The following is a 15,920-nucleotide window of genomic DNA, read 5'->3' as shown; positions in this document are numbered from 1 at the left end:
GAGAACGCGGACGGCAAGGCCCACCGGCTCGCCGAACTGCGCGAGTTCCTGATGAGCCGACGGGCCCGGGTGAGCCCGGCCGAGGCGGGCCTGCCGGACGGCGGCGCCCGGCGTCGCACGCCGGGGCTGCGCCGTGAGGAGGTGGCCGTCCTCGCCGGGGTCGGGGTCTCCTGGTACCAGTGGCTGGAGCAGGGCCGCGACATCACGGTGTCGCCGCAGGTGGTCGATTCCGTGGCCCGGGTGCTGCGGCTCAGCCCGGTGGAGCGACGCCACCTGTACGTCCTGGCGGGGCTCAACCCGCCGGCGCCGGAGGCGGCGCCCGAGGACCGGGACATGTGCCACGGGCTGCGGCGCCTGATCGACACGTGGATGCCCTTCCCGGCGCACATCATGGACGTGTACTGGAACACGGTCATGTACAACGAGGCGGCGGCGATCGTGCTCGGCATGCGCCCGGAGATCGTGCAGAACTGCCTGGTCGCGTTCTTCACCGACCCGCTCTACCGGGCGCGCTCGAACTGCTGGGAGGAGCTGGCTCCGCAGGTCGTCGCCCAGTTCCGTGCCGCCTGCTCGGAGCATCCCGGGGACGACGGCTTCCGCTCCGTGGTCGAGGAGGCCAGGGCGGCGAGCCCGGAGTTCGCGGAGCTGTGGGAGCGGCGGGACATCCGGCCCGGCGGTCTCAACCGCAAGGAGATGGAACACCCGCTGGTCGGCCCGCTCTTCGTCGAGGCCACCCAGCTGCGGGTGCCGGCCCGGCCGGACCTGGTGATCGTGCTGCACACCCCGCTGCCGGAGGCGGACACCGCCGCGAAGCTGGAGTGGCTGGTGTCGCCGGAGGGGCGGCGCGGGGCGATGTACCCGGTGGCGGGCTGAGGGGCGTTCCCGGCCCGGTCGGGTCTTCGTCGCACATACGTGTCACCGACGCCGTATATGCTCCCGCCGTCCGGTCCGTTCGTGATCATGTCGAGGCCGGTGTCCGCGGTCCTCGTGGCCGGCGGCCTCCGCTCGACTCCGCACCCCCAAGAGGCACTTCACCATGCGCACTCGCATCAGCCGCGGCCTGGCCGCCGCCCTCGCCGTATCCGCGCTCTCGCTGACCGCCGCCTGCGGTGGCGGGGAGAAGGACGACGCGGCGAAGAGCGGTGCCGACAAGTCGGCCGCCGGCGCGACGACGTCCGCCGCCCCCACGTCCGCGGCGCCGGCCGCGCCGCTGACGGACGCCCGGATGAAGGCCGCGCTGCTGGAGCTGAAGGACCTGCCGTCGGGTTGGAAGGCCACGAAGCACCCGGACACCCCGAGCGCCTACACGACCGACAAGCCCGCCTGCAAGGCCTTCGCCGACATGATGGGCAGCGGCGACATCCCCGGTGCCACGAAGGGCCCGAGTGCCGACTTCGCCCTCGGCAACAACGACTCGGAGATCACCGAGCGGGTCGCGGGCTTCACCGGCACCGGTGCCGCCGACTATCTGGAGCAGCTCAGCACCTCGCTGGACACCTGCGGCGCGATGACCGTCGAGGCCGACGGACAGAAGATGAAGCTGTCGGCGAAGAAGCGCACGGCTCCCCAGGGGACGGAGGAGGCGATCGCCTTCACGCTGGGCCTCGAGGTCGCCCCCGGGATGACGATCGAGCCGGACTTCGTCTTCGCCCGCCAGGGCAACGGGGTGGTCCGCTTCATGCTGCTCGCGAACGCCGCGGGCAAGAAGGACTTCGACCAGCTCGCCAAGAAGGCCACCGACAAGTTCGCCAAGGCCGCTCAGGGCTGAGCCGGGCCCCGCCCTATCCTCGGATCATGACACTCAACCGCGAGCACGACGACCTCGGCGCCGAGGACCTCAAGATCATCACGCTGGCACGCAGCGCCCGCGCCCGCAACGGGGTGCCGGAGGGCGCGGCGGTACGGGACGAGACGGGGCGCACGTATGTCGCGGGGACCGTCGAGCTGGAGTCGCTCAAGCTGAGCGCGCTGCAGACCGCGGTCGCGATGGCCGTGGCCAGTGGCGCTCAGTCGCTGGAGGCCGCGGCGCTCGTCTCGGCCGCCGAGGCCGCGTCCGACGAGGACCGCGCGGCGGTCCGGGACCTGGGCGGGCCGGAGACCCCGGTGCTGCTGGCGGGGCCCGACGGGCGGCTGCGCGTGGCGGTCACCGCGGGCTGAGGCCCGGAGCCGTACGAGCGGGGCCCGGCGCGGGCGGGATGCGCCGGGCCCCGCGCGCGTGCCGGGACGGGGCCTCGTGGTACCGCTCCCGCACGGGCCTTGTGCTCTTGTGAGGAATGCGCGTCAATGGCGGCGAACGGTCCGACGGGCCGTCAGATCTCCGCCCTTCTCGCGGAGTCTCCTCGACGCAGTGCCCGCACCCCCTGCGTTCGTCATCGGAAGGGGTACGACCTCGCCATGAGAACCAGAAGCAGCTTAGGGATCGTCGCGGTGCTCTCGGGGGCGCTCGCCTCCTCGGCCCTCGTCTTCGCGCCGGGGGCCGCCGCCGTGTCGCCGGGGACGGCCACGGCCACGTACGACTGTGGCTCGTGGGGCGGCGGCGGTGCCACGCTCACCGCCACGCAGAGCGGCACCGCCGCGACGATCACCCTCACCTCCGCCGTGAAGACGCCGATCGCGGTCGGCGCCGACCAGATCAACGCCACGCTCACGCTGGCCAAGGGCGGCGGCGGCACCCGGGTGTTCACCGGCAAGAAGAACCCGCCGCTCGCCGCGAACCAGTCCGTCACGATCGGCCCGCTCGCCGGGACCGTCGCCTCCGGCGACAGCCTCAACTCCCACTTCGCGGGCACCGCGCTCAAGATGGTGATCTTCGGTGTCACCGTGAACTGCGACGCGCTCACCTCGCAGTCGCCCGGGCCCTTCGTGTTCAGCTGATCTCCGTCCCGCACGGCCGACCGGTACCGCCGAGGGCGGTACCGGTCCCTGCTGTGGCCAGGGGAAATGTGCTGGATGTGCTGATCTTGCCATGATCTGATGGCCCATCAGTCGGTGCATTTCGATTCCATTGACTTCTCTCGGCCCGCAGCCGTCAATGGCGCCCTCTCATCCCTCAGGAGGGGCCCACATGGCACTCGACAGAAGCCGCGCGGCGGCCCGAAGACGGCGTCGCTGGTCCGCCGCCCTCGGCGCCACCGCGCTCGCCCTCACCGCCGGCGGAGCGCTCGCCGCCCCGGCCGGCGCGGTCACCGCGGCCTCCGCGCCCGTGGAGTTCGCGACCCACTGCGTCCCGCCGCCGATCGCCGGCATCCCGCCCATCGACGGGACCACCACGGCGCAGATCACCGTCGACAACGCGGCGCCGAAGGTCGGCGACACGGTCACCGTCACCTACACGGTCACCAAACCCGCCGCCTCGAACCCGGTGGACCTGGCGCTCCCGGAGAACATCATGACGCCGAGCGGCAAGGTCAGCCTCGGCGGTGCCCAGGCCGGCTCCGTCACGGTCACCGGCGAGAAGAAGAACCCGCCCGTCCCCGGCAAGGGCACCTTCCCGCCCTTCTCGATGAAGGGCACCTTCACCGTCACCGCGCCCGGCGCGATCACCCTCTCGCCCGGCGACTACAACATCCACACCAGCTACATCATGGAGCTGGACACGCCCTGCACCGTCACCAACCCGCCCGCGCCCGTCTCCGAGACGGTCACGGCGGCCCCGCAGCCCGGGGCCAACGAGCGCGCCCTCCAGCTCGACAACGCCTCCGGGGCGCCCGGTGTCCGCGTCACCGTCACCGGGAGCGGGTTCACCCCGCTCGCCGAGGTCACCGTCGTCGGCCGGGCCGGTGCGGCCGAGACCGCCGACCGGATGACCGTCACCACGGACGGTGCGGGCGGCTTCGCCGCGCGGCTGAGGGTCTCCGACCTGGCGACCACCGGGATCGTGGCGTACGAGGGGGCGGCCTGGGACCCCGACAAGGGCGCGGGCCCCGTCGCGTACCAGGTCATCGACGACACCCCGGCGCCGCCGAACAGCCAGAAGATCACGGCCACGGTCAGGGCCGGCACCCTGTCGATGACCCAGGCCGGTGACGCCGTCCAGCTGTCGGCCGTCGACTTCGGCCAGGGCGGCGCGGCCACCGGCGCCCTGCAGACGGTCACGGTCAAGGACTTCCGCGGCGGCCCCGCGGGCTGGTCCCTGACCGGCAGGGTCAGCGACTTCGCCGGTCCCGGCGGAGCCTCCGTCGGTGCCGGGAAGCTCAGCTGGAGCCCGGCCTGCGCCACCAGGCCCGGCAGCCCCAGCACCTGTGCCGCGGGCAGCGCCGGCGTCGTCGGCAGCACCGGCGCGACCCTCGCGTCCACGCCCAACGGCACCCTCACGGGCGGCGAGTTCACCGTCGACGCCGGGCTCTCGCTCGACGTCCCGGCGTACACCGCACCCGGCACCTACGCGGGCGTGCTCACGCTGACGCTGTCCTGACCGTTCCGAGAGAACCGAGCCAGAAGGGGTCCGCACCCGTGCGCAAGCCGTACGTCCTCCTGTTGAACGTTCTCGGCCTCCTGGGCGCCGCGCTGCTGCTCGGCGTCCAGGGGGCACCCCCCGCCTCCGCCGCCGAGAACGGCGAGTGGGCCGTCTACCCGGCCGCCTCGCGGCTCGGCAGCCGCCCGTACTTCTACCTCTCCGCCGAGCCGGGCACCACCGTCACCGACAGGGTCACCGTCGCCAACAAGACCGCCGCCCCGCTCACCTTCGTCCTCTACGGCGCCGACGCCTACAACACCGAACGCGACGGCGGCTTCGCCGTGCGCACCCGGCAGGAGAAGCAGACCGGCGCGGGCGCCTGGATCAGGCCGGACCGCGACCGGGTCACCGTCCCGCCCCGGGCCGCCGTCACCGTGCCGTACACCCTCACCGTGCCCGCCGACGCCGAGCCCGGCGACCACCCCGGCGCCCTCGTCGCCCTCGACGAGCGGATCGCCCGGGGCGGCGGCTCCATGGCCCTCGGGGTGCAGCGTGCCGTCGCCGCCCGGGTCTATCTGCGGGTCGGCGGCCCCACCGTCCCCGCCCTCTCCGTCGAGGACGTCACCCTCGACCAGGACCGGCCGCTCGTGCCCGGCACCGGCACCAGCAGCGCCGTCGTCTCCTACACCCTGTACAACCGCGGCAACGTCACCCTCAGTCCCCAGGTCGCGCTCAGGGCCCGGGGGCTCTTCGGCCGCACCCTGCTCTCCCGCGACCTGGACCGGCTGCCGGCCGAGCTGCTGCCCCGGCAGCGGATCCGGCTCTCCGTGCGCTGGACGGGCTCGCCGCAGTTCGACCGGGGCGAGGTGACCCTGACCGCCACCGCCAGGGACGTCCGCGAGACCGGGCGGGTGTCCTTCCTCGCCGTGCCCTGGCTGCCCGTCGCGGTGCTCGCCGCGGGGGGTCTGGGCGGGCTGTCCGGCCTGTGGATACGCCGCCGCCGGGCACTGGGTACGTGAGGGGGGCGCTCATCGGGGACAATGGCCCCCATGAGCGTTCGTACAGATGAGAACACCGCCCCCCACCGGGCCGGCTTCGCGTGCTTCGTCGGCCGCCCCAACGCGGGCAAGTCCACCCTGACGAACGCTCTTGTCGGGCAGAAGGTGGCCATCACCTCCAACCGGCCGCAGACCACCCGGCACACCGTGCGCGGCATCGTGCACCGCGCCGAAGCGCAGCTGATCCTGGTCGACACCCCCGGCCTCCACAAGCCGCGCACCCTGCTCGGCGAGCGCCTCAACGACATCGTCCGCACCACCTGGGCCGAGGTCGACGTGATCGGCTTCTGCCTGCCCGCCGACCAGAAGCTCGGCCCCGGCGACCGCTTCATCGCCAAGGAGCTCGCCGAGATCAAGAAGACCCCGAAGGTCGCGATCGTCACCAAGACCGACCTGGTCGACTCCAAGACCCTCGCCGAGCAGCTGATCGCCATCGACCAGCTCGGCAAGGAGCTGGGCATCGAGTGGGCCCAGATCGTGCCGGTCTCCGCCGTCGGCGACAAGCAGGTCCAGCTCGTCGCCGACCTGCTCATCCCGCTCCTGCCGGAGTCCCCGCCGCTCTACCCCGAGGGCGACCTCACCGACGAGCCCGAGATGGTCATGGTCGCCGAGCTGATCCGCGAGGCCGCGCTCGAAGGCGTCCGCGACGAGCTGCCGCACTCCATCGCCGTGGTCGTCGAGGAGATGATCCCGCGCGAGAACCGCCCGGCGGACCGCCCGCTGCTCGACATCCACGCCAACGTGTACATCGAGCGTCCCAGCCAGAAGGGCATCATCATCGGCCCGAAGGGCAGCCGCCTCAAGGAGGTCGGCATGAAGTCCCGCAAGCACATCGAGGCGCTGCTCGGGACCCCGGTCTTCCTCGACCTGCACGTGAAGGTCGCGAAGGACTGGCAGCGGGATCCCAAGCAGCTCAGGAAGCTGGGGTTCTAGGCCTTCCGCCCTCGCCCCCGGCCGTTCCCCTTCGCAGGGCACGCCGGGGCGCCGGCAGTCCCGTGCGGACTGCCGGCGCCGTCGCGGGGTGCGTCACGCGCCTTCTTTGAGGACCCTCTGGATGAGCGCCCGTTGCGCGTCCGTCAGGTCCGGGTCGTCGCAGCGGACGGTCCGCCCGTCGACGGTGATCTCGTAGGAGAAGCCGTCGGGCACGCCGCGCCGCCCCTCCTGCTCGCCCTCGGAGAGCACCGTCTCGGCCAGGGAGGTCAGCTCGCCGTCGGCCCCGTGACCGGAGGTGTCGATCTCGGCCGACCGCTCCCTGCCCGCGAAACCGCCCGTGCGTCGCACTCGAATCCGCATGGGACCTGTGTACCAGCGGCTCAGGACGTCGGCACGCCGACCAGGGACCAGGCCTTCAGGACGGCCCGCAGCTCCTCTCCCTCGCCGAACAGCTTCCGCGCCGAGGCGGCCGTCGCCCGCGCGAACTCGGAGAAGCGGGCCTCCTCGGCGAGGGTGCCGCCGGTCATCACGTCGTACCAGATCCTGCCGGCCCGCTCCCAGGCGTAGCCGCCGAGCTCCGTGGCCACCTGGTAGAAGGCGTGGTTGGGGATGCCCGAGTTGATGTGCACGCCGCCGTTGTCCGAGCTGGTGCGGACGTAGCCGTCCATCGTCGCGGGCTGCGGGTCCTTGCCGAGGACGTCGTCGTCGTAGGCCGTGCCCGGTTCCTTCATGGAGCGCAGCGCCACCCCGCGGTCGATGGCGGGACCGAGCAGCCCCTCGCCGATCAGCCAGTCGGCGGCGTCGGCCGTCTGGCCCAGGGCGTGCTGCTTCACCAGCGAGCCGAAGACGTCCGAGACGGACTCGTTGAGCGCGCCCGACTGCCCGAAGTAGGCGAGGTTGGCCGTGTACTGGGTGAAGCCGTGGGTCAGCTCGTGGCCCATGACGTCCACGGGGATCGTGAAGTCCAGGAAGAGCTCGCCGTCGCCGTCGCCGAACACCATCTGCTCGCCGTTCCAGAAGGCGTTGTCGTACTTCTCGTCGAAGTGGACGGAGGCGAGGAGCGGCATCCCCGCGCCGTCGATCGAGCTGCGGCCGAAGGCCTGCTCGAACAGCTCGAAGGTGGCGCCCAGCCCGGCGTACGCCCGGTTGACGGTGAGGTCCTGCACGGCGGCCCCGCCCTCGGCGCGCACCTGCCTGCCGGGCAGCGAGGTGCCGCTGCCGGCGTCGTAGATGGTGCGCCGGGGCTTGTCGGACGGCTCGCCGTCCGCCGCGCGCGCCCCGCGCACCTCGGGCGCCTCGGCGCGGAGCCTGCGCTCGGTGCGATGCGTCGCGTCCACCGTGAGGGTGCGCCGCGCGGCCGCGGCGTAGGCCGGGTTGTCCGACTCGGCGAGCCGCTCCAGGAGGTGCGGCGGGACGATCGAGCAGAAGACAGACGTGTGGGGAGTCATAGGGGCAATGTGGCACTGTGTGGTCCCGGTGTCACGGGCTGCGACGATGATTGGTGAAATGGAGTGATGAGTCACCTTTCACCGTTGACGTGGAGCCCGTCCCGCATACTGAAACGGGACGTCCGCCTCCGCCGCACCTGGGCTACAGTGACGCGCATCATGCGTTTCGGGCTGCTTCTCCTTAGCTGCCGCGGCGAGGGCCTGTAGTCGTAGGCCGACCCCCTCCCCGCGGGATTCGGTGTTGCGTTCGACAGTCGGCCGTCCCTCTCCCAGGACCTCCGAGGAGCCCTACGCAATGTCTCAGTCGCCGTTCATCAGCCGCCCCACGCCCGTCACCTCCGCGACGCACCTGCAGAAGCCGTCCGGGATGCCCGTCCACAAGTACGGGCGGTACGAGGCCGTCGACATCCCGGACCGCACCTGGCCCGAGCGCCGCATCACCAAGGCGCCCCGCTGGCTGTCGACCGACCTGCGCGACGGCAACCAGGCCCTGATCGACCCGATGAGCCCGGCCCGCAAGCGCGAGATGTTCGACCTGCTGGTCCGGATGGGCTACAAGGAGATCGAGGTCGGCTTCCCGTCCTCCGGCGAGACCGACTTCGCCTTCGTGCGCTCGATCATCGAAGACGGCGCGATCCCGGACGACGTCACGATCTCCGTACTGACCCAGGCCCGCGAGGACCTGATCGAGCGGACCGTGGAGTCCCTGCAGGGCGCCAGGCGCGCCACCGTGCACCTGTACAACGCGACCGCGCCCACCTTCCGCCGGGTGGTCTTCCGCGGCTCGAAGGACGACATCAAGCAGATCGCGGTCGACGGTACCCGCCTGGTGATGGAGTACGCGGAGAAGCTGCTGGGCCCGGAGACCACCTTCGGCTACCAGTACAGCCCGGAGATCTTCACCGACACCGAGCTGGACTTCGCCCTGGAGGTCTGCGAGGCGGTCTGTGACGTCTGGCAGCCCGGCCCGGGCCGCGAGATCATCCTCAACCTGCCCGCCACCGTGGAGCGTTCGACGCCGTCCACGCACGCGGACCGCTTCGAGTGGATGTCCCGCAACCTGACCCGCCGCGAGTACGTCTGCCTGTCCGCCCACCCGCACAACGACCGCGGTACGGCCGTGGCCGCGGCCGAGCTGGCCGTCATGGCCGGCGCCGACCGCATCGAGGGCTGCCTGTTCGGCCAGGGCGAGCGCACCGGCAACGTCGACCTGGTGACCCTGGGCATGAACCTGTTCAGCCAGGGCGTCGACCCGCAGATCGACTTCTCGCAGATCGACGAGATCCGCCGGACCTCCGAGTACTGCAACCAGATGGAGGTCCACCCGCGCCACCCGTACGCGGGCGACCTGGTCTACACGGCCTTCTCCGGCTCCCACCAGGACGCCATCAAGAAGGGCTTCGACGCCATGGAGGCCGACGCGGCCGCCCAGGGCAAGACCGTCGACGACATCGAGTGGGCCGTCCCGTACCTGCCGATCGACCCGAAGGACGTGGGCCGCTCCTACGAGGCCGTCATCCGCGTCAACTCGCAGTCGGGCAAGGGCGGCATCGCGTACGTCCTGAAGAACGACCACAAGCTGGACCTGCCCCGCCGGATGCAGATCGAGTTCTCGCGGATCATCCAGGCGAAGACCGACGCCGAGGGCGGCGAGGTCACGCCGAAGGAGATCTGGTCCGTCTTCCAGGACGAGTACCTGCCCAACCCGGACAACGCCTGGGGCCGCATCCAGCTGCGTTCCGGCCAGTCGACCTCCGACACGGACGGCACCGACACCCTGAAGGTCGAGGCCGTCGTGGACGGTGTCGAGACCGTCCTGACCGGCTCCGGCAACGGCCCGATCTCCGCCTTCTTCGCCGCCCTGCAGGCGATCGGCGTGGACGCCCGCCTGCTGGACTACCAGGAGCACACGATGAGCGAGGGCGCCTCCGCGCAGGCCGCCTCGTACATCGAGTGCGCCATCGACGGCAAGGTCCTGTGGGGCATCGGCATCGACGCCAACACCACCCGCGCCTCCCTGAAGGCGGTCGTCTCGGCGGTCAACCGCTCGGCCCGCTGATCTCGCGTCTTCCCGGCCGCCCCGCACCCCTCCGAGGGTGCGGGGCGGCTTCTTTCGCGACCTGCGTCACAGTTGCCGGATGACCTTCACCGGCTGCCTTCCCGGCGGAAACCGGCCCGGTCGTCCCGGCGGAAACCGGCCCGGTCGTCCCGCCGGATAAGCCCCAGCCGACCGGACCCCCGGTCCCGCCGGATGAGCCGCAGCCGACCGGACCCCCGGTCCCGCCGGATGAGCCGCAGCCGACCGGGACCCCCGGTCGCGCCGGAGACGGCGCAGCCGAGACCGGGCCCCCGTCCCACCCCTCCCCGCCGGGACCTCCTCCCCGAAGCCCTCCTCTCCGGCCACTTCCGCCCCGTCCCCCTCGCGGTCCCCGTCGGCCGCGGTGCCGGTGCCCGCGCCGTCGTCCACTCCGGAGGGTGATCTCGCCGAGCCCGGTCCGGCCTCCGGACCTGGCGCGATGGGGGCCGCCGGGGCGGCCGTCCCCTTCGGCGGCGGCTTCCTGGCCTTCGCGAAGCCGCGCGGGCGCCCTTCCTGAGGCTCCTCCGGCTCCGGCGTGTCTCGGCCATCTCCATGGCGTTCTGCTGACGAGGTGCTGACGCCGCATCATCGATGTGGCTAACATCACGCCACGGCCGGCAGTGTTGCCGGGACGTCAAGGGAGGTGCGGCGTGCGGTCAGCGCGGAAGTCACGGGACCGGAGCAGGGTTCTCTGCGGAATTCGCACTTCCTGGAACACGGTCGGCGACGGCGAGTTCTTCTGCGAGGAGTGCGGCGGCGACCGCAACTACCGCCGGCGCACCGGCCGCCGCCGGTTCGCCGTCCTGGGCGTGCCGCTGCTGCCCAGGGGCGACGCGGGCCCGGTCGTCGAGTGCGCCGCCTGCCACACCCACTTCGGTACGGACGTGCTGACGCACCCGACCACCAGCAGGTTCTCCGGGATGCTCCGGGACGCGGTGCACACCGTGGCGCTCGCCGTCCTCGCGGCGGGCGGCACCTCGTCGCGCACCGCCGTCGACACCGCCGCCGTCGCGGTGCGGGCGGCCGGCTTCGCCGACTGCACGGGGCTCCAGCTCGTCGAACTGGTCGAGGCGCTCGCCGCCGACACCGGTCGCTTCCTGCCGGACGTCAGCAGCGGGGGAGCGGCCCTCGCCATCGAGCTCCACGAGGCCCTCGAACCGCTCTCCCCGCACCTGGCCCCGGCGGGGCGCGAGTCGATCCTGCTGCAGGCGGCCAGGATCGCCCTCGCGGACGGCCCCTACACCCCGGCCGAGCGGGAGGTCCTCGGCACCGTCGGCAACGCGCTGGCGCTGTGCGCGGACGACACGGCCCGGCTGCTCGCCACGGCCCGCACGGTCAGCTGAGGCGCGGGTCCTCCCGGAGGGTGTGCACGGCGAGCCGCCGGGGCTTCGGTCACGGCTCAGGACGTGGTGCCGTCGGGCGGCGGGCGCCGGGGCGTCCGTGGCTGGCGGGCCCTGATGGCATGGCGCGGCGCGGTGGGCCCTGGGCTGCTGTACGACTCAGGGGCCTGACGGCGTGGCGCGCTGCGGTGACGCCCCGGGCCCCCGGCCCCCGGGCCCCCGGGCCGTCGGTACGGCTCAGGGCGTGGTGCCGTCGGGCGGCGGGACCGGCGGCCTCGTGAGCAGGGTGGCGGCGCGGCGGGCGTCCGGGGTGGCGCCCAGGCGCTCGAAGGCCGCGCGGGCGGTGGTCAGGGCGAGCCGGGCGGCCGCTTCGTCGCCCGCCGCGCGGTGGGCCGCCGCGAGCAGCATCCGCGTCCGCGCGGCCTCGTAGGGCACCCGCAGCTCCGTCCACAGCGCGAGGGCCCGCCGCAGGGGCGGGTGGGCCGGCTCGCCCCGGGCGAGGGCCAGCGCACCGCGCGCGGTGCCGGCGAAGGCCGCGAGCAGCGGCGCCTCCGGGGCGCTCGCCAGTCCCTCCAAGGCCAGGACCGCCTGCTCGGCGGCGCCGGTCGCGCCGAGCGCGAGGGTCACGTCCGTGAGCGCGGCGAGCAGCCGGGCCCGGCCGAGGAGGTCGTGCAGCGGGTCGCTCTGGCAGTCCAGGGCCAGGCGCAGCCCGGCGAGGGCGGTGTCCGCACGGCCCTCGGCGAGCCGGAGCAGCGCGAGCCCCGGCTGGGGGACGCGCCCGAGTGCGTGGGCGCGGGCGTACGAGCGGGCCGCCTCGGCGCTCCTGCCCTGGCGCCGCTGGATGTCGCCGGCCGCGTACGAGGCCGCGGCGGCGGCGTCGAGCGCGTCCTCCAGGACCTCCTGGTGGACCAGGTGCGCCTCCTCCTCGGCGCGCCGCCACGCGCCGAGGAGGTCGAGCACCTCGACGTGGTGGAGGCGGCACGGTCCGCGGAAGGGGTTGTCGGCGACGGGCGCGGCGGGCGTCCCGGGCGGTGCTCCGGGAGCGGGCGCGACGCGCTGCGTCCGGGGCACCGAGCACCACGCCATCGCCGCGTCCGTCCACTCGACCGCCCGCCGCAGGTCGGCGGCGCCCAGGCACCGGCCGACGGCCAGGGCGAACATCCGGCCCGTGTCCAGGGAGCCGAGCTCGCCCGCCGTCACCGCGCGCATCGCGTCGTCGAGGAGCGCGAGCCCCTCGGCCCGTCGGCCCTGCGCGAGCAGGACGGAGGCCTCGGCGTGGCGGCCGAGGGCGACGAGGCCGGGGCTGCCGGAGCGCTCGGCGAGCCGGGTCATGCGCCGGGCGGCGGCGAGGGCCGCGGCGGGGTCGTGGTGCTGCTCGGCCTCCTCGGCGTCCGCGAGGGCGAGGAGGCACCGCTCGGCACCGGCGGCCCGGCCCTCCAGGTGGTGCCGGGCCCGGCGCAGCCAGCCCGCGGCGGCCGCGGGCCGGCCGAGCCGGCGGTACTCGAAGGCCAGCCACCACGCGGTGACTCCGGCCCCGCGCAGGTCGCCCGCCGCCACATGGGCGGCGTGGGCCCGCAGCCGGGCGGTGACGGACTCCTCGATCCGGCCGGACCACCAGGCGGAGTCGGCGAGGGCGTCCAGGTCGCCGGGCGCGAGGGGCGCGGTGGGGTGGCGGTCCGCCTCGTGCAGGAGGGCGTACGCGCCGGCCCAGTCCTCGCGGGCCGCCGCGTCCCTGGCCCGTGTGAGCGTGACGGCCATGACGGGCTCCTTCCCGGCCCTTTCAGGGTAGGGCCGGGAAGGGGGCGCGGCAGGCGGGGCGTCAGCCCTGCTCGACGCCGCTGGCGCGGAGCATGTCCTCGCGCTCGACGATCTTCACGCGCTCGCGGCCCTCGGGCTCGCCGAGCGCCTTCTCGGCGGCGTCGAGCCGGTACCAGCCCTCCCACGTGGTGTACGTGACGCCCTTGCCCTCCAGGAAGGCCACGACCGCGTCCTCCTCCGGCGAGGCGGGGGTGAGCAGCCGTCCGTTGGCGTGGTCGTCGAGCAGGTTGGCCACGGTCTCGTTGGCGTCGCCCTTGGTGTGGCCGATGAGGCCGACGGGGCCGCGCCGGATCCAGCCGGTGACGTAGGTGGAGGCCATGTGCGCGCCGCCCTCCTCGATGACCCGGCCGCCCTGGTCGGGGACGGTGCCGCTGACGGTGTCCCAGGGGAGCTTGGGCAGCTCGTCGGAGAGGTAGCCGACGGCGCGGTAGACGGACTGGACGTCCCAGTCGGTCATCGTGCCGGTGCCCGTGACGTTGCCGGTGCCGTCGAGTTCGGTGCGCTCGGTGCGCAGGCCGACGACCTTGCCGTCCTCGCCGAGGATCTCGACGGGGGATTCGAAGAAGTGCAGGAAGAGCTTGTGCGGGCGGTCGCCGACGTCGCGGATCGCCCAGTTCTCCAGGGTCTTGGCGACCATGTCGGTCTGCTTGTTCTTGCGCCGCTCGGCGATGGAGCCCTCGTCGTAGTCGATGTCCTCGGGGTTGACGATGACCTCGATGGTGGGGGAGTGGTCCAGCTCGCGCAGCTCCATGGGGCTGAACTTGGCCTGGGCCGGGCCGCGGCGCCCGAAGACGTGGATCTCGACGGCCTTGTTGGCCTTGAGGCCCTCGTGGACGTTCGGCGGGATCTCGGTGGGCAGCAGTTCCTCGGCGGTCTTGGCGAGGATGCGCGCGACGTCGAGGGCCACGTTGCCGACGCCGAGGACGGCGACCTTCTCGGCGGAGAGGTCCCAGGTGCGCGGGACGTCCGGGTGGCCGTCGTACCAGGAGGCGAAGTCGGCGGCGCCGAAGGAGCCGTCGAGCTCGACGCCGGGGATGCGCAGCTCGCGGTCGTACATGGCGCCGGTGGAGAAGACCACCGCGTCGTAGAAGGAGCGCAGGTCGTCCAGGTGCACGTCGGTGCCGTAGTTCACGTTGCCGAAGAGGCGGACCTGCGGCTTGTCGAGGACCTGGTGGAGGGCGGTGATGATGCCCTTGATGCGGGGGTGGTCGGGCGCGACGCCGTAGCGGATGAGGCCGAAGGGCGCGGGCATCCGCTCGAAGAGGTCGATGGACACACCCGGTTCGGCGGCGGCCTCGGACTTCAGCAGCGCATCAGCGGCGTAGATCCCGGCGGGGCCGGCGCCGACGATCGCGACCCGGAGGGGGCGGGGCATGACGTTTCCCTTCGCAAGCGGGTGACGGCGAGGGATCGCCGCGCTTAGGTCACCCTAAATAACACCGGAAATGATCCGGTACCCACCCCCGGTCTATGGCCTCATAAGGCGGGCTTATGAGATCCCAAAGAAAGGCCTGGGTGTGCGGCGGCCCCACCCGGCAGGGCGGGTCTTTTCGTCCCTTAGGGTGGGTTTTCATGCGAAATTGGCTTTTCGGGGGCATCTACGGCACGGTCCTGGCGAGCGCGCTGCTGGCCGCCCTGCAGAGCGAGGGGGAGCCGTTCACGCCCGTCTACGACGCGCTCTGGATCCTGGTCACGGCGATCGCGGCGGGTCTCGTCCACGGCTACGCGCACCACATGGCGACCCATCACACCGGGAGCGCCGCGGTGCGCTGGCGACGGCTCGGCACCGCGCTCGGGGAGGAGTGGCCCCTGGTGGTCGCCGCCCTCCCTACCGTCGTGCTGCTGCTCCTGGCGGGTGCGGCGGACTGGAGTGAGGGTCCGGTCACCACGGCCGGCCTGACGCTCAACACCCTGCTGCTCGGGGCCTGGGGCACGTTCGCCGCGCTGAAGTCCGGCTACCGGCGCGGCTCGGCCGTGCTGGTGGGCCTCGCGGACGCGACGATCGGTCTGGCGATCGCGGTCGCCAACGCGCTCATCAAGTAGGACCCGGCGGGCCTCACCGCGCGTCCGCGTGAGGCCCGCCGGCGGGTCACTCGCCGGACGGGGTGTCCGGCTCGCTCCGCGAGGAGAGGATGTCCCGGGCCTGCTCGGCGGAGCGCATGATGCTCTCCGCGACGAAGTCGACGAAACGGGCGATGTTCTCCAGCCGGACGGCGGCCGGGGTGTCGGGGCCGAGGACGCCCACGCCCTGGCGGGCGGTCCGGGCGAGCTGCAGGTTGGACTCGGCCGCGGCGACCATCGACTGGTACCAGACCTCGTCGTCGACGATGTAGCGCTCGCGCCGGCCCTCGCCCTGCTCGCGCCGGACCAGGCCCTGCTGTTCGAGGAACGCGACGGCCTTGGAGACGGACGCGGGGCTGACCTCCAGGCGCTGGACGAGCTGCGCGGCGGTCAGGCTGCCCTCGTCCGTGGTGAAGAGGCAGGTCAGCACCCGGGACATCATCTTGGGCAGGCCCTGCTGCATCAGGAGGGTGGTGAACACCTCCTCGTACTCGCGTACGGCCTCGGCGTCGCGGCCGGGTGTCAGCTCCGGCGCCTGCGCCGCGCGCGAGGCCGCGGGCTTGCGCCGGTGGGCGCGCCGTTCGGTCGCGCGGTGGGCCAGGTCGGCGCGGTAGGCGGTCGGGCCGCCGTTGCGCATGACCTCGCGCGTGATCGTCGAGGTGGGGCGGTCGAGGCGCCTGGCGATCTCCGCGTAGGCGAGCCCGTCGGCCACTCCCAGCGCGATCTGCTGGCGTTCCTGCTGGGTGAGTCGGCCTCCCGGCATCGCGATCTCCCTCTCGTCGGTCCGTG

Annotated in this window: 15 protein-coding genes; 10 read left to right on the top strand and 5 right to left on the bottom strand. The window is 73.1% G+C overall.

Going from position 1 to position 15,920, the window contains the following annotated elements:
* Positions 1 to 51 precede the first annotated feature (51 nt).
* From ACGF1Z_RS09565 to era, 7 genes are all read left to right on the top strand, one after another.
* Positions 52 to 873: a helix-turn-helix transcriptional regulator gene (locus tag ACGF1Z_RS09565; RefSeq protein WP_393002457.1), complete on the top strand. Its 822-nt coding sequence runs from the start codon at positions 52 to 54 to the stop codon at positions 871 to 873.
* A 163-nt stretch (positions 874 to 1,036) separates the two neighbouring features.
* Positions 1,037 to 1,768, top strand: a complete 732-nt coding sequence (locus tag ACGF1Z_RS09560) for a hypothetical protein (protein WP_393001730.1) — start codon at positions 1,037 to 1,039, stop codon at positions 1,766 to 1,768.
* Positions 1,769 to 1,794: 26 nt separating this feature from the next.
* Entirely contained in the window at positions 1,795 to 2,157 is a 363-nt protein-coding gene (locus tag ACGF1Z_RS09555) for a cytidine deaminase (RefSeq protein WP_393001728.1), read from the top strand.
* 237 nt (positions 2,158 to 2,394) lie between these two features.
* Positions 2,395 to 2,874 carry a hypothetical protein gene (locus ACGF1Z_RS09550; protein ID WP_393001726.1) on the top strand — a complete coding sequence of 160 codons (480 nt, stop codon included), beginning with the start codon at positions 2,395 to 2,397 and terminating at the stop codon, positions 2,872 to 2,874.
* Between the two features lie 190 nt (positions 2,875 to 3,064).
* Positions 3,065 to 4,414, top strand: a complete 1,350-nt coding sequence (locus tag ACGF1Z_RS09545; RefSeq protein ID WP_393001724.1) for a beta-xylosidase — start codon at positions 3,065 to 3,067, stop codon at positions 4,412 to 4,414.
* A 38-nt stretch (positions 4,415 to 4,452) separates the two neighbouring features.
* Positions 4,453 to 5,415: a WxL protein peptidoglycan domain-containing protein gene (locus tag ACGF1Z_RS09540; protein WP_393001722.1), complete on the top strand. Its 963-nt coding sequence runs from the start codon at positions 4,453 to 4,455 to the stop codon at positions 5,413 to 5,415.
* A 21-nt stretch (positions 5,416 to 5,436) separates the two neighbouring features.
* Entirely contained in the window at positions 5,437 to 6,387 is a 951-nt protein-coding gene (gene era / locus ACGF1Z_RS09535) for a GTPase Era (RefSeq protein WP_393001720.1), read from the top strand.
* A gap of 93 nt (positions 6,388 to 6,480) precedes the next feature.
* On the opposite strand, the gene ACGF1Z_RS09530 is transcribed toward era, so the two are convergent.
* Complete coding sequence (locus ACGF1Z_RS09530) at positions 6,481 to 6,747, bottom strand: protealysin inhibitor emfourin (RefSeq protein ID WP_393001718.1); 267 nt, start codon at positions 6,745 to 6,747, stop codon at positions 6,481 to 6,483.
* A gap of 20 nt (positions 6,748 to 6,767) precedes the next feature.
* Positions 6,768 to 7,835 carry a M4 family metallopeptidase gene (locus tag ACGF1Z_RS09525; protein WP_393001716.1) on the bottom strand — a complete coding sequence of 356 codons (1,068 nt, stop codon included), beginning with the start codon at positions 7,833 to 7,835 and terminating at the stop codon, positions 6,768 to 6,770.
* A gap of 295 nt (positions 7,836 to 8,130) precedes the next feature.
* Here ACGF1Z_RS09525 and leuA point away from each other — a divergent pair, with 295 nt between their 5' ends.
* Positions 8,131 to 9,894: a 2-isopropylmalate synthase gene (gene leuA / locus ACGF1Z_RS09520; protein ID WP_393001714.1), complete on the top strand. Its 1,764-nt coding sequence runs from the start codon at positions 8,131 to 8,133 to the stop codon at positions 9,892 to 9,894.
* A gap of 638 nt (positions 9,895 to 10,532) precedes the next feature.
* The gene (locus ACGF1Z_RS09515; protein ID WP_393002455.1) at positions 10,533 to 11,255 is read left to right on the top strand and encodes a TerB family tellurite resistance protein; all 723 of its coding nucleotides are present in this window, start codon (positions 10,533 to 10,535) and stop codon (positions 11,253 to 11,255) included.
* 234 nt (positions 11,256 to 11,489) lie between these two features.
* On the opposite strand, the gene ACGF1Z_RS09510 is transcribed toward ACGF1Z_RS09515, so the two are convergent.
* Together ACGF1Z_RS09510 and ACGF1Z_RS09505 are read right to left on the bottom strand one after the other, a co-directional pair.
* Complete coding sequence (locus tag ACGF1Z_RS09510) at positions 11,490 to 13,010, bottom strand: LuxR family transcriptional regulator (protein ID WP_393001712.1); 1,521 nt, start codon at positions 13,008 to 13,010, stop codon at positions 11,490 to 11,492.
* Positions 13,011 to 13,071: 61 nt separating this feature from the next.
* Positions 13,072 to 14,445, bottom strand: coding sequence for an FAD-dependent oxidoreductase (locus ACGF1Z_RS09505; RefSeq protein ID WP_393001710.1), 1,374 nt, complete (start codon positions 14,443 to 14,445; stop codon positions 13,072 to 13,074).
* A 197-nt stretch (positions 14,446 to 14,642) separates the two neighbouring features.
* Here ACGF1Z_RS09505 and ACGF1Z_RS09500 point away from each other — a divergent pair, with 197 nt between their 5' ends.
* Positions 14,643 to 15,113, top strand: coding sequence for a hypothetical protein (locus ACGF1Z_RS09500; RefSeq protein WP_393001708.1), 471 nt, complete (start codon positions 14,643 to 14,645; stop codon positions 15,111 to 15,113).
* 46 nt (positions 15,114 to 15,159) lie between these two features.
* Here ACGF1Z_RS09500 and ACGF1Z_RS09495 read toward each other — a convergent pair whose 3' ends face one another.
* Complete coding sequence (locus ACGF1Z_RS09495; protein ID WP_393002453.1) at positions 15,160 to 15,894, bottom strand: helix-turn-helix domain-containing protein; 735 nt, start codon at positions 15,892 to 15,894, stop codon at positions 15,160 to 15,162.
* Positions 15,895 to 15,920 lie beyond the last annotated feature (26 nt).

The organism is Streptomyces sp. NPDC048018, assembly GCF_043202995.1.
Taxonomy (GTDB): Bacteria; Actinomycetota; Actinomycetes; order Streptomycetales; family Streptomycetaceae; genus Streptomyces.
The sequence above is the reverse complement of the archived record's forward strand: the minus strand, read 5'-3'. Positions and strand labels throughout refer to the sequence as shown.

Excerpts from the sequence above, each read along its gene's own strand:
- ACGF1Z_RS09565 (WP_393002457.1), top strand. The coding sequence starts at position 52 with ATGAGCCGACGGGCCCGGGTGAGCCCGGCCGAGGCGGGCCTGCCGGAC.
- ACGF1Z_RS09560 (WP_393001730.1), top strand. The coding sequence starts at position 1,037 with ATGCGCACTCGCATCAGCCGCGGCCTGGCCGCCGCCCTCGCCGTATCC.
- ACGF1Z_RS09555 (WP_393001728.1), top strand. The coding sequence starts at position 1,795 with ATGACACTCAACCGCGAGCACGACGACCTCGGCGCCGAGGACCTCAAG.
- ACGF1Z_RS09550 (WP_393001726.1), top strand. The coding sequence starts at position 2,395 with ATGAGAACCAGAAGCAGCTTAGGGATCGTCGCGGTGCTCTCGGGGGCG.
- ACGF1Z_RS09545 (WP_393001724.1), top strand. The coding sequence starts at position 3,065 with ATGGCACTCGACAGAAGCCGCGCGGCGGCCCGAAGACGGCGTCGCTGG.
- era (WP_393001720.1), top strand. The coding sequence starts at position 5,437 with ATGGCCCCCATGAGCGTTCGTACAGATGAGAACACCGCCCCCCACCGG.
- ACGF1Z_RS09530 (WP_393001718.1), bottom strand. The coding sequence starts at position 6,747 with ATGCGGATTCGAGTGCGACGCACGGGCGGTTTCGCGGGCAGGGAGCGG.
- ACGF1Z_RS09525 (WP_393001716.1), bottom strand. The coding sequence starts at position 7,835 with ATGACTCCCCACACGTCTGTCTTCTGCTCGATCGTCCCGCCGCACCTC.
- leuA (WP_393001714.1), top strand. The coding sequence starts at position 8,131 with ATGTCTCAGTCGCCGTTCATCAGCCGCCCCACGCCCGTCACCTCCGCG.
- ACGF1Z_RS09510 (WP_393001712.1), bottom strand. The coding sequence starts at position 13,010 with ATGGCCGTCACGCTCACACGGGCCAGGGACGCGGCGGCCCGCGAGGAC.
- ACGF1Z_RS09505 (WP_393001710.1), bottom strand. The coding sequence starts at position 14,445 with ATGCCCCGCCCCCTCCGGGTCGCGATCGTCGGCGCCGGCCCCGCCGGG.
- ACGF1Z_RS09500 (WP_393001708.1), top strand. The coding sequence starts at position 14,643 with ATGCGAAATTGGCTTTTCGGGGGCATCTACGGCACGGTCCTGGCGAGC.
- ACGF1Z_RS09495 (WP_393002453.1), bottom strand. The coding sequence starts at position 15,894 with ATGCCGGGAGGCCGACTCACCCAGCAGGAACGCCAGCAGATCGCGCTG.